At 70.2% G+C, this 12,533-nt stretch carries 11 protein-coding genes; 6 read left to right on the top strand and 5 right to left on the bottom strand.

Going from position 1 to position 12,533, the window contains the following annotated elements; translation table 11 throughout:
- Positions 1-29: 29 nt before the first annotated feature.
- Together ACUDCK_RS20440 and ACUDCK_RS20445 are read left to right on the top strand one after the other, a co-directional pair.
- The gene (locus ACUDCK_RS20440) at positions 30-983 is read left to right on the top strand and encodes a nitrate ABC transporter substrate-binding protein (protein ID WP_175166577.1); all 954 of its coding nucleotides are present in this window, start codon (positions 30-32) and stop codon (positions 981-983) included.
- A 17-nt stretch (positions 984-1,000) separates the two neighbouring features.
- On the top strand, positions 1,001-1,789 hold the full coding sequence (locus ACUDCK_RS20445; protein ID WP_054503173.1) for a deaminated glutathione amidase: 789 nt from the start codon (positions 1,001-1,003) through the stop codon (positions 1,787-1,789).
- 179 nt (positions 1,790-1,968) lie between these two features.
- On the opposite strand, the gene ACUDCK_RS20450 is transcribed toward ACUDCK_RS20445, so the two are convergent.
- The 4 genes from ACUDCK_RS20450 to ACUDCK_RS20465 all read right to left on the bottom strand — a co-directional run bounded on the left by ACUDCK_RS20450 (position 1,969) and on the right by ACUDCK_RS20465 (position 6,672).
- Entirely contained in the window at positions 1,969-4,398 is a 2,430-nt protein-coding gene (locus tag ACUDCK_RS20450) for a TonB-dependent siderophore receptor (protein ID WP_244976801.1), read from the bottom strand.
- A gap of 108 nt (positions 4,399-4,506) precedes the next feature.
- Positions 4,507-5,448: a FecR domain-containing protein gene (locus ACUDCK_RS20455; protein WP_175166576.1), complete on the bottom strand. Its 942-nt coding sequence runs from the start codon at positions 5,446-5,448 to the stop codon at positions 4,507-4,509.
- Positions 5,448-5,951, bottom strand: coding sequence for a sigma-70 family RNA polymerase sigma factor (locus tag ACUDCK_RS20460; protein WP_116791969.1), 504 nt, complete (start codon positions 5,949-5,951; stop codon positions 5,448-5,450). The genes ACUDCK_RS20455 and ACUDCK_RS20460 overlap by 1 nt, the downstream gene beginning before the upstream one ends.
- A 151-nt stretch (positions 5,952-6,102) precedes the next feature.
- Complete coding sequence (locus tag ACUDCK_RS20465) at positions 6,103-6,672, bottom strand: helix-turn-helix domain-containing protein (RefSeq protein ID WP_054503177.1); 570 nt, start codon at positions 6,670-6,672, stop codon at positions 6,103-6,105.
- 38 nt (positions 6,673-6,710) lie between these two features.
- Between ACUDCK_RS20465 and ACUDCK_RS20470 the strand changes: the two genes are divergently transcribed.
- Positions 6,711-7,592: a DMT family transporter gene (locus tag ACUDCK_RS20470; protein ID WP_054503311.1), complete on the top strand. Its 882-nt coding sequence runs from the start codon at positions 6,711-6,713 to the stop codon at positions 7,590-7,592.
- 10 nt (positions 7,593-7,602) lie between these two features.
- Here ACUDCK_RS20470 and ACUDCK_RS20475 read toward each other — a convergent pair whose 3' ends face one another.
- Positions 7,603-8,259 (bottom strand): GntR family transcriptional regulator, encoded by a 657-nt coding sequence (locus ACUDCK_RS20475; RefSeq protein ID WP_049072824.1) that lies wholly within the window; start codon positions 8,257-8,259, stop codon positions 7,603-7,605.
- A 216-nt stretch (positions 8,260-8,475) separates the two neighbouring features.
- Between ACUDCK_RS20475 and ACUDCK_RS20480 the strand changes: the two genes are divergently transcribed.
- From ACUDCK_RS20480 to ACUDCK_RS20490, 3 genes are all read left to right on the top strand, one after another.
- Positions 8,476-9,450 carry a Bug family tripartite tricarboxylate transporter substrate binding protein gene (locus ACUDCK_RS20480; protein ID WP_054503178.1) on the top strand — a complete coding sequence of 325 codons (975 nt, stop codon included), beginning with the start codon at positions 8,476-8,478 and terminating at the stop codon, positions 9,448-9,450.
- Between the two features lie 25 nt (positions 9,451-9,475).
- Entirely contained in the window at positions 9,476-11,071 is a 1,596-nt protein-coding gene (gene ggt, locus ACUDCK_RS20485) for a gamma-glutamyltransferase (protein ID WP_054503179.1), read from the top strand.
- A 107-nt stretch (positions 11,072-11,178) separates the two neighbouring features.
- Entirely contained in the window at positions 11,179-12,519 is a 1,341-nt protein-coding gene (locus ACUDCK_RS20490) for a trypsin-like peptidase domain-containing protein (RefSeq protein ID WP_064527300.1), read from the top strand.
- Positions 12,520-12,533: the final 14 nt, after the last annotated feature.

Genomic DNA, 12,533 nt, shown 5'->3' on the forward strand with positions numbered 1-12,533 from the left:
GCGGCCGTCCGGCCGCGAGGACACCATCCATGAGCATCAAGATCCGATTCGCCGTGCGCGACTGGGACTACATCGTCCCGCTCGCCCTCGGCGATGTGACCGCCCGCGGCATTGACCTGGAGATCCACCGGGTCGGCGCCCTGCCCGACGACCTGGCCAGCGACCCGCGCTTCGACGCCGGTGAAATGTCGATGAGCCGCTATTGCCTGGGCCGCGCCCGGGGCCGCGACGACATCGTCGGCGTGCCGCACTTCCTGATGCGCGGCTTTCGCCACCGCTGCATCATCACCACGCGCGGCAGCGGCATCACGCGGCTGGACCAACTGGCCGGCGCCCGCATCGGCATGACCGGCTGGCAGGACTCCGGCAATACCTGGACCCGCGCGCTGCTGCGGCGCGAGGGCATCGGCGTGGAGGACGCGGTGTGGAAGGTGGGACGCCTGACCGGCGCGCACCCGATCACCGACCGGCTGGGCGGCTTCGGCCGGCCCGGCGTGATCGAGGCGGTGGCCGACGAGCGCCCGCTGGTGGACCTGCTGCGCGCCGGCGAACTGGAGGCGGTGTTCACGCCCTTCATGCCGGACGGCTTCTTCGACGCCGGGTCGGACCTGCGTCAACTGCTGCCCTCTTGCCGCGACAGCGAGGTCGACTACTTCCGTCAGGTCGGCTACGTGCCGGGCATCCACCTGCTGGGGCTCAAGCCGGCGCTGGCCAACGCCCATCCCTGGGTGGCGCAGGCGCTGAGCGAGGCGCTGGACGCATCAGCCGCGCTGTGGCTGGACAAGCGCCGCAAGTATGCCGACACCACGCCGTGGATCCTGGACGAACTGATCCAGACCTCGCGCGACCTGCCCGAGGCCTGGAACCGCAACGGCCTGGAACCGAACCTGAAGATGATCGGCGACTTCGCCGCCGAGCTGCACGCCCAGCAACTGGCCGACCGCGTCATGACGCCGACCGAGCTGTTTCCGCACGCGCACTGAACACCGAGGAATCCATTATGAAAATCGCCATGGGGCAATTCGCCGTCCGCCCGGTCTGGGAAGACAACGCCCGCGTCTGCCTGGACCTGATGCGCCGCGCCGCCGAGGCCGGCGCCGACCTGCTGGTGCTGCCCGAGGGCATCCTGGCGCGCGACATCGCCGACCCCGACCTGGTGCGGCGCGCCGCCCAGCCGCTGGACGGCCCGTTCATGACGCAGTTGCAGGCGCTGTCGCGCGGGCTCGACCTGACGGTCATCATGACCGTGCACACGCCCGCCGCGGGCGAGCGCGTCTGGAACACGCAGGTGGCGCTGCGCCGCGGCGAGATCGTGGCGCAGTACCGCAAGCTGCACCTGTACGACGCGTTCTCGATGCAGGAGTCGGTCAACGTGGTGCCGGGCGACGAGGTGCCGCCGCTGGTGCCGGTGGCCGGCATGCGGGTCGGCATGATGACCTGCTACGACCTGCGCTTTCCCGAGCTGGCGCGCCGCCTGGCGCTGGATGGCGCCGACGTGCTGGTGGCGCCGTCGGCCTGGGTAAAGGGACCGCTCAAGGAAGCGCACTGGTCGGTGCTGAGCACGGCGCGGGCGCTGGAGAACACCTGCTATGTGGCGGCGGTGGGCGAATGCGGCCCGCGCAACATCGGCGCCAGCCTGGTGGTGGATCCGCTGGGCGTGGCGATCGCGCAGGCCGGCGAGCAGGAGGCACTGGTGTTCGCCGACCTGGATCCGGCGCGCATCGCGCATGCGCGCGACGTGCTGCCGGTGCTGAAAAACCGCCGCTTCGCGCGGCCCGAACTGGCGTAACGGGAGCCACGTAACGGGCTCCGCGTAGCGGGCGCCGCGTAACGGGCGCCGCGCAACGGGCGCCGCGCAACGGGCACCGCATAACGGGAGCCGCATAACGGGAGCCGCGGCGGGAGCGCCGCGACGGACGCGGCGCGACGCGGCGGCGGTGCCGGCCGGGTGCCCGGCAGCGCGCATCCCTACCAGCGATAGCGCGCCGTGAGCACCACGGTGCGCTCCGCGCCGCGATAGCACTCGCCCACGTAGCAGATCGAGTAGTAGTCGCGGTTGAACAGGTTGGTGGCGTTGAGCGCCAGCCGCCACGGGCCTTTTTCGTAGTGGACGACGGCGTCGGCGAGCGTCACGCCGGGCCGGCTGGTGGTGTTGTGCTCGTCATCCTGGCGCCGGCCGATATAGCGCAGGCCGCCGCCCACGCCCAGGCCCTCGGCCAGCGTGTAGTCCAGCCACAGCGCCGCGGTCTGCTTGGGGACGCCAATCGGGATCTTGCCCACTTCCAGCGCGTCGCCGCTGTTGCGCACGGTGATGTCGAGCCAGGTGTAGGAAGCCGCCAGGTTCAGGCCGCGCGCCAGCTCGCCCTTGGCCTCGAACTCGATGCCGCGGGCGCGCTGCTTGCCGATCTGGCGCTGTTCGTTGGTGATGGGGTTGTAGCTGACGATGTTGGTCTTGTTCAGATCGAACACGGCCACGGTGTAAAGGCTGCGCGATCCAGCCGGCTGGTACTTGACGCCGACTTCCACCTGCTTGCCGCGGCTGGGCTTGAAGGGATTGCCGTCGCCATCCACGCCGCTGCTGGGCAGGAACGATTCCGAGTAGCTGACATACGGGGCCACGCCATTGGCGGCCACGTAGGTCAGCCCGGCGCGGCCGCTGAAGGCGTTGTCGCGGACCCGTGTGTAGGTGCCGTTGAGACGGTCGTCGGTGGTGGCGGTGACGCGGTCCTGGCGTCCTCCCAGGGTCACGATCCAATGATCGTCGAGCTTGATCTGGTCCTGCAGGTAGAGGCCGGCCTGGCGGATGGTCTGGCGGTAGTTGGCGAGCGGCTGGGTGGGCGTGGGGATCGGCACGCCATAGACCGGATTGAGCAGATCCAGGCCGGGCGCGGGGCCGATATAGCGGTTGGCCTTGGCGCGCTGGTCGTTCCAGTCGAGGCCGAACAGCACCGTGTGCTCGGCGCCGGCCAGCCGCAGCTTGCCCAGCATCTGTGTATCCAGCACGGACTGGCTCAGCGGATCGTCCCAAGTGCGGGCCACGCGGGTGATGGCAGTGACGTCTTCATTGACCTCGTCGGTCCAGACCACGCGCCGATCCAGCGACAGATGGCTGTAGCGGAAATTCTGGCGGAAGGTCCAGGCGTCGTTGAAGCGATGCTCGAACTGATAGCCGACCGAGGCCTGCTCGCGACTGATGCGGCTGAAGCCCGGATCGCCCATCTTGACGTCGGTGAGCTTGTAGTCCTTGGCGAAGTAGTACGGATCCTCGCCGGACTTGTCCTTGATGTATTCGCCCAGCAGCGTCAGCGAGGTAGCGGCGCTGGGCTGCCAGCGCAGCGACGGCGCCAGGTACAGGCGCTTGCGGTTGATCTTGTCGCCGTTGGGATATTTGTCCTGGTCATCGCTGTCCAGCCCCACGCCCACCAGGCGGTAGCTGAGGGCATCGCCGGGGCCGAACGCATCGCCCAGGTCGAACGCCAACTGCTTGCGCTCGAAGCTGCCGTACTGCACCTCGACTTCCCGGATGCGGTCGCCGCTGGGCAACTTGCTGACGCGGTTGAGCAGGCCGCCGGCATCGCTCTGGCCGAAGGTCATCGACGACGGGCCGCGCAGCACCTCGATGCGCTCCAGGCCGTAGGGCTCGGTGGAGTAGTAGGTGACGCCGGCCGGACTCTGCGCCAGGCCGTCGCGCATGGTGACGTTGTAGGTCATGAAGCCGCGCAGGCTGATGTATTCCCAGCCGCGGTTGTCGGGACCGTAGGTGTTGACGGACACGCCCGGGGTGTACTGGATGGCGTCCATCACGTCGAGGGCGCCGCGCGCCTCCATTTCCTCGCGGCCGATCACCGAGACCGATTGCGGCACCTCCAGGATCGGGGTGTCGGTCTTGGTGGCGGTGGCGGTGCGGCTGGCGGCATAGCCCGGCACCGGACCGAAGGCGGTCTCGCCGGTGACGGTCACGGCATCCAGGGTGGCGACGCCGGCGGCGGGCAGCGCGCGCAGCACGTAGTTGCCGCCGCCGCGATGGCGCGCCTCCAGCCCGCTGCCGGCCAGCAGGTGGGCCAGGCCGGCCTCGACGCCATAGGCGCCGCGGATGCCGGCGGACTGGCGTCCGCGGGTCTGGTCGGCGTTGAACGACAGGGTGATATCGGCGGCCGCGGCGTAGCGGCTCAGCACCACGTCCAGCGGCCCGGCGGCGATGTCGTAGCTGCGCGTCGCGGACACGGCCTGGGCCTGCGCCACGGGGGTCAGCGGTCCAGCGGAGATGGCGGCGCAGACGGCGGCGGCGACCAGCGCCGGCAGCAGGCGCGGCCTGGCCCGGACGAGCGGGCGCGCGACCGTCGGTCGACGATGAGGGGAAGCGAAACGGGGGACGGCGGCTGGCGGCTTGCGGGACACGGTGGCTCTCACGGACGGGACACGGGACGCCGCCAGGTCCTGACCCGGCGGCCTTCCCTGATAGGCCGGATGAGAATCAAAAAGAGCAACCCCCGCGACGAAAAAAATTCAACGCGGGACGACCCGCACCCAATAGCGGGTGCGGCTGCGCAAGGCCACCGGCAGCGATGCGGCGATGTTCTCCAGCACCGCGTCGGTGTCGGCCAGGCGGAAGGCGCCCGACAGGCGCAGGTGCGCCACCGCGGGATCGCAGCTCAGGCTGCCCTGGCGATAGCGCGCCAGTTCGGCGATGAAGTCGCCCAGCGGCTGGTCGATGGCGACCAGCCGGCCCTCGACCCAGTCCGCCTGGCCCGCCGCCACCGGTTCGGGCGCGGCGGCGGCGCGGGTGGTCAGCAGGCTCTGGTGGCCGGCCTCCAGGCGCCGCGATGGCGCCGCCGGATCGGCGGGTTGCAGCAGCACCGCGTCCTGGAACACCGCGACGCGCGTGCCGCCGGCCTCGCGCCGCACGCTGTAGCGGGTGCCGAGCGCGCGCGCGCCGCCGTCCTCGGTCCAGACCTCGAACGGCCGCTGGCCGGCGGGGTCGGGCGCGGTCTGCACCAGCACTTCGCCCTGATGCAGGCGCAGCAGGCGGCGTTCAGGCCCATAGTCGATATCGACGGCGGAGGCGGTGTTGAGATACAGGGTGCCGCCGTCGGGCAGCGTGACGGTGCGGCGCTCGCCGGTGGCGGTGCGCAATCCGGCGGTCAGGACGCGCCAGGGCGGCGCGGCGACCCAGCCGAAGGTGGCGCCGCCGCCGGCCAGCAGCGCCAGCGCCAGCAGGCGGCGGCGCTGCTGCCGGCGCGCGCCGCGCAGGGTCGGCAACAGCAGGTCGCCGGGCACGCTGCCCAGCCGTTGCTGCAGCGCCAGCATGCGCTCCCAGGCCTGGCGGTGGCGCGCGTCGGCCTCCAGCCAGCGGCGCCAGGCGGTCCGGGCGGGATCGTCGGCATCGGCGTCGCGCAGGGCGACGTACCAGTGCGCGGCGGCCTCCAGCAGTTCCGGCGCGGGCCGCATCAGTCGGCGGCCAGCAACAGGCACTGCGTCAGCGCGCGCACCATGTGCTTCTTGACGGTGGTGACGGACACGCCCAGCCGCGCGCCCACCTGGGCGTAGGTCAATTCCTCGAACTGCGCCAGCAGGAAGATCTCGCGGGTGCGCGGGCCCAATTGATCCAGCATGCGGTCGATGGCCAGCACGGTTTCGAGCAGGATGGCGCGGGTCTCGGGCGAGATGGCGACCGGCTCGGGCCGAGCCGCCAGGGTTTCGAGGTAGGCGCGCTCGATGGCCTGGCGGCGGTAGGCATCGGTGACCAGGCCGCGGGCGATGGTGGCGAGATACTCGCGCGGCCGCAGGATCGCCTCGACGTTGCGGTTGGCGAGCACGCGCAGGAAGGTGTCCTGGGCCAGATCGGCGGCGCTGTCGCCGTCGCCGAGCTTGCGGCGCAACATGCCCACCAGCCAGGGATGGTGGTCGCTGTACAGCGCTTCGAGGGTGGGAGCGGGAGCCTGATCGGACATGGAACGCACTTGACGCCCATGCAACCGAGCGGCCTAGGAATGAATATTATTCTCGATTCTAGCCGACCGCCGCGACGCCGTGGCGCAAGAAAATCCGGGCCGTGGCGGCAAACCGACGTCCCGGGGCGGCGGGCGCCCCGCCAATGCGGACCTAGCGCAACACGTTGCGCACGAAGCGCAGCGGCGCGTCGGCGTCGTTGCGATAGGAATACGGCTGCGCGCTGCTGTAGATGGCGAAGTCGTTGGCCCGCACCGGCTGCGTCACGCCCGACAGCTCCAGCAGCAGCGTGCCCTCGATGACGTAGATCATTTCGTGCCAGCCTTGCGGGTCGGGCTCGGCCACGTAGGTTTCGCCCGGTCCCAGCGACCAGATCCAGAGCTGCGCCTCGCAACTGGCGGGCGCCGCGCCCAGCAGCACGGCCTGGCTGCCGGGGCGCTTGCCGCGCCAGGCGCGGGCCTCGATGCGGCGCCGTTCGCGCGCCGGATCGCTGACCAGGTCGACAAACCCCACATCCAGCGCCTGCGCCAGCTTGTCCAGACTGGACAGGCTGATGTTGGCGTTGCCCGCTTCCAGGCCGGCGATCATGCGGCGGCTGATGCCGGAGGCGTCGGCCAGCGCCGACTGGCTCAGGCCGGCCAGCTTGCGCAGGCGTTTCAGATTGGCCCCCACGTGCGTGAGGACATCACTGTCGGAATTGGTAATGTGCAGTATATTGCTCAAATTAGTGACACCTGAAGTCCGCCGTGAAATCCGAATCGATGTTTGCCCTGTCGCGCCAGGAAATCGCCCTGGTGCTGGTCACCATGCTGTGGGGAAGCACTTTCCTCATTATCCATATCGCCATGCAGCATAGCGGACCGCTGTTCTTCGTGGGCGTGCGGTTCACCCTGGCGGGGGTGGGGTCGATGCTGCTGTTCCGCCGGCACATGGCGGGGCTGACGCGGCGCGAGACCGGGGCGGGGGTGGCGATCGGCTGCGCCCTGTTCCTGGGGTATTACCTGCAGACCTACGGCCTGCGCACCATCACCAGCAGCCAGTCGGCCTTCATCACCGCGCTGTACGTGCCGATCGTGCCGTTGCTGCAATGGGCGGTGCTCAAGCGCCCGCCGGGCCTGATGAGCTGGGTCGGCGTGGCGCTGGCGTTCACCGGGCTGGTGCTGCTGGCGGGGCCCGAGGCGGGCGCGCTGCATTTCAGTCCGGGCGAGGTCGCGACGCTGGCGGGCGCGGCGGCGATTGCCGCCGAGATCATCCTGATCGGCCATTTCGCCAGCTCGGTGGACAGCCGCCGTGTCACGGCGGTGCAGTTGCTGACGGCGGGGCTGGTGTCGTTCGCGCTGATGCCGCTGCTGGGCGAGCCCGTGCCGGCGTTCTCGTGGCGATGGGCCGGCGGAGCGATCGGGCTGGGCCTGGCCAGCGCGGTGATCCAGTTGACCATGAACTGGGCGCAGAAGTCGGTGTCGCCAACCCGCGCCACGGTGATCTATGCCGGCGAGCCGGTGTGGGGCGGCATCGTCGGCCGGCTGGCCGGGGAACGCCTGCCGGGCGTGGCGCTGGTGGGCGCGGCGCTGATCGTGGCCGGGGTCCTGGCCAGCGAGATCAAGTTCAAGCGCAAACCGAAGCCGCTGCCGCGCGAGGCCTGACCGCCGGACCTCAGTTTGCCCGTTCGAGGAAGGCCTGCAACGCCGGCACCGTGTTCAGCACGTGCTGGCGCATCGCCGCCTCGCAGCGGTCGGCGTCGCCGGTGAGCAGCGCGTCGATCAGTTCCTGGTGCGATTCGCGCACCCGCAGCACGCGTCCCGGCTGGGCGGCCCACAGGCGCATGTAGGGCTCGACCACCGAGTGCAGTTCGGAGATCTGCCGCAACAGGCGCGGCTGCTGGCAGAAACTGCAAAGGTATTCGTGGAAGTCGCGATGGGCGCTGGTCCAGTCCAGGTAATCGCCGGAGCCCTGTTCGAGCTGGTCCAGCATGTTGGCCAGGCGGCGGATGTGTTCGGCGCTCATGTGACGCACGGCGTTGCGCACGGCCAGCCCTTCGAGCACCGAGCGCATTTCGAAGACTTCGCGCATTTCCTGCTGGTTCAGGCCGCGCACCACGGCGCCGCGATTGGCGCGGATCTCGACCAGGCCCTCGGAGGCGAGCCGGCGCAGCGCGCCGCGCACCGGCATGCGGCTGGTGCCGATCTCGCTGGCGATGACCTCGGGCACCAGGCGGTGGCCGGGCGGGTAGTTGCCCAGCCGGATTTCGCGCTGCAGGTGCTGGTAGGCCTCTTCTTCGGCGCTGACGGCTGTCTTCTGAAACTGCAGCATTCTCGTCCCCGGGGTTTTCAAAGCCGCCATGATAGATAAACGCAAAAATAACACAAATTGGATCCAGTGATCCATGGATGCAAATACCTATGTTCGGATCGCCGGCGCTCGCGTCAAATCCGTGACTGGCGCGCCGACCTTGCGCGTCCGCCGGGACCGCAACGGGCGATAGACCCGCCTGGCGCTCCATCGATACAACGCATTCAAGGGGAATCCATGCCTTTCCGTCTCATCCGCGCCCTGGCGGGCGCCGCCGCCGTGGCCTTCGCCGCGCAAGCCGGCGCCCAGGCCACCGATTGGCCGCAGCATCCGGTGCGCATCGTGGTGCCGTTCCAGGCTGGTTCGGCCACCGACCTGATTTCGCGCCAGCTTGGCGCGGCGCTGTCGACCGAACTGGGCCAGCCCTTCGTGGTGGAGGCCCGCCCGGGCGCCGCCGCCGCGATCGGCAGCGCCTCGGTGGCGCGCTCGGCGCCCGATGGCTACACACTGCTGATGGGCGGCCCGGCCGCCGTCGTCACCAACCGATTCCTGCAAAAGCGCCTGGCCTACGATCCGGACAAGTTCGAGCTGGTGTCGATGGTGGCGTATACGCCCAACATCCTGCTGGCCAATCCGCAGCAGCCGTTCAAGACCCTGCCCGAGATGATCGCGTACGCCCGCGCCAATCCCGGCAAGCTGACCTACGCCTCGTTCGGCACCGGCACCACCTCGCACATGGCGGGCGAAATGCTCAAGTCGGTGGCCGGCATCGACATCCTGCACGTGCCCTACAAGGGCGCCGGCGAAGCGATTCCGGCGCTGCTGAGCGGCCAGGTGTCGATGTACTTCGACACCATCATGACCGGCCTGCCGCAGGTCAAGAGCGGCGCGCTGCTGGCGCTGGGCATGTCCAATTCGCAGCGCTCGTCGCTGGCGCCGGACATCCCCACCATCGCCGAGCAGGGCTATGCCGGCTACGACATCGCCCCCTGGTACGGGCTGGTGGCGCCGGAAGGCACGCCCGCGCCGATCCTGGACAAGCTCAACCGCGCCGTCAACAAGGTGCTGGCCGATCCCGCCTTGCGCGGTAAGCTGGCCGAAGCCGGCGCCGAGCCGCGTGGCGGCAGCCGCGAGGAATTCGCCGCCTTCATCAAGGCCGAGATTCCCCGCACCAAGCAGTTGATCGACCAGGCCGGCATCACCCCGCAGTAATTTTCCACAGAGTCCCCACGCCACCATGTCTTCTTCCTTCGATTGGTCTTTTCCGTACGCTTCCCGAAAAATGCCGGTGCTGGCCGCCAACGCGGTCGCGACCAGCCAGCCGCTGGCGGCGCAGGCCGGGCTGCGCATGCTGCTGGCCGGCGGCAACGCCGTGGACAGCGCCATCGCCACCGCCATCGCGCTGACCGTGGTCGAGCCCGTGATGAACGGCATCGGCGGCGACATGTTCGCGCTGGTGTGGCACGAAGGAAGACTGCATGGCCTGAACTCCAGCGGCTGCTCGCCGGCGGCGTGGACGCCGGCGTACTTCGCCGGCCGCGAGGCGATGCCGGGCACCGGCTGGGGCACGGTCACCGTGCCCGGCCAGGTGGCGGGCTGGAAGGCGCTGTCCGACCGCTTCGGCAAGCTGCCGTTCGCGCAGTTGTTCGAGCCGGCCATCGCCTACGCCGAGAATGGCTTCGCGGTGAGCCCGACGATCGCGCGCCAATGGGCCAACCAGGCGTCCAAGCTGGCGCAGGAGCCGGGCTTCGCGCAGGCCTTCCTGCCGCAAGGCCGCGCGCCGCAGGCGGGTGAATGGTGGCGCTTTCCGGACCAGGCGCGCACCCTGCGCGAGATCGCCGAGAGCGGCGGCGACAGCTTCTACCGCGGCGCGCTGGCCAACAGGATCGCCGATTTCGCCGCCCGCACCGGCGGCGCGCTGAGCGCGGCCGACCTGGACCAGCATCGCCCCGAGTGGGTCGAGCCGATCTCGCAATCGTTCCGCGGCTACCAACTGCATGAAATCCCGCCCAGCGGCCAGGGCATCTCGGCGCTGATGGCGCTGGGCATGCTGGAACAGTTCGACCTGGAATCGATGGGCCGCGACAGCGCCGATTACTACCACGTCAGCATCGAGGCCATGAAGCTGGCCTTCGCCGACCTGCATCACCACGTGGCCGACCCGCGCCACATGCGCACCGACGCCCGCGCCCTGCTCGACCCGGCCTACCTGGCCGAGCGCGCGCGGCTGATCTCGATGGATCGCGCCGCCGTGCCGGTGGCCGGCACGCCCGCGACCGGCGGCACGGTCTACCTGACCGCCGCCGACGCGGCCGGCACCATGGTGTCGTTCATCCAGTCCAACTACCACGGCTTCGGTTCGGGCGTGGTGGTGCCGGGCACCGGCATCAGCCTGCACAACCGCGGCCTGAACTTCGTGCTGACGCCCGGCCACGTCAATCAGGTGGCGCCGCGCAAGAAGCCGATGCACACCATCATCCCGGCCTTCGTCACCCGCGGCGGCGAGCCGGTGATGTCGTTCGGCGTGATGGGCGGCTCGATGCAGGCGCAGGGTCACCTGCAGATGATGACGCGGCTGGCGGCCTTCGGCCAGAATCCCCAGGCCATGAGCGACGCGCCGCGCTTCCGGGTGGAAAAGGGTCCGGTGGTGAACGTCGAATCGCACCTGCCCGCAGACGTGGTCGACACGCTGCGCCAGCGCGGCCACAACGTGGCGGTGGCGCCGGTCGACAGCCTGGAGTTCGGTTCGGCGCAACTGATCCGCCGGCTGCCGCAGGGCGGATATGTGGCGGCGTCCGATTCCCGCCGCGACGGTCAGGCGGTCGGTTTCTAGGCGCGCCGGGCGCGGCGGCGGAACACGCCGCCGGAAAGGGGCTTGATCGGTCATATGGGCGACGCCGGGCGCGGCGATACTGCCGTGCAGACTCAGCAAGGCCCCCCATGAACCGAATCCTGTCCGCCGCGGCCCTGGCCGCCTCCCTGGCAATCCCGTCCGCCCTGCCCTGCCGCGCGCTGGCCGCGCTGCCGATGGCCGTGGACGGCCAGCCGTTGCCCTCGCTGGCGCCGATGCTCGAACGCGTGACGCCGGCGGTGGTCAACATTTCCGCCCAGGGCGACGGCGGGCAGGCGCCCGCCTTCGGCCCGGCCCGCGCCGGCGGACGCCAGAGCATCGGCTCGGGCGTGATCGTCGACGCGGCCCAGGGCAACATCCTGACCAATCACCATGTGGTGCGCGGCGCCACCTCCATCCGCGTGTCGCTGCAGGACGGCCGCAGCTTCACCGCGACGGTGGTCGGCAGCGATCCGGACACCGACCTGGCGGTGCTGCGCATTCCGCCCGACAGGCTGCAGGCCCTGACCCTGTCCGATTCCAGCGACCTGCGGGTGGGCGATTTCGTGGTCGCCATCGGCGATCCCTACGGCCTGGGGCAATCGGCCTCGTCGGGCATTGTGTCAGCGCTGGAGCGCTCAAGCCTGCGCGCGGCCGGCTACCAGAACTTCATCCAGACCGACGCTTCCATCAATCCGGGCAACTCGGGCGGCGCGCTGGTCAACCTGAATGGCGAGCTGGTCGGCATCAACACCATGATCTACACGCCCTCGGGCGGCAACGTCGGCATCGGTTTCGCGATTCCGTCGAACCTGGCGGGCGAGGTCATGCGCCAACTGCTGCAGCACGGCCAGGTGCAGCGCGGCGGCCTGGGACTGGACACCATCGACGTCACGCCGCGCAACGCGCGCCAGTTGGGCATGGCGCCCAACGCCACGGGGGTGGTGGTGGCGCGCGTGGCGGACGGCTCGCCGGCGCAACAGGCGGGGGTGCAGGCGCGCGACCTGATCGTGGCGCTGGATGGCAAGCCGATCGGCAGCAGCGCGCAACTGCGCAACGCCGAGGGCCTGCTGCCGGTGGGCAAGCAGGTGCGGCTGACGCTGTCGCGCGGCGGCCAGCGCTCGGAGGTGACGCTGCGCATCGAACCCGAGAAGAACGAGCGGCTGCACGGCGGTTCGCTGGATGCGCGCCTGAACGGCGTGGAATTCGCCGAGATCGGCCGCGAACAGCGCCTGAAGGGCAACGATGGCGTGGCGGTCAGCGCCACCTATCCCGAGCGCGGCGCGGTGGCGGCGCGGATGCAGCGCGGCGACGTCATCATCGGCGTCAACCAGCGCCCGGTCAGCCGGCTGGCCGACCTGCGCGGCCTGCTGGCCGGCGCCGCGCCGGGGCAGCCGCTGCTGCTGACGCTGGTGCGCGGCCGGGCGATGTATACCTTGCAGATCCAGTAGGCGCGCCGAACCGG

Source organism: Achromobacter sp. CF-sbj1-Ac2-l, from assembly GCF_052698165.1.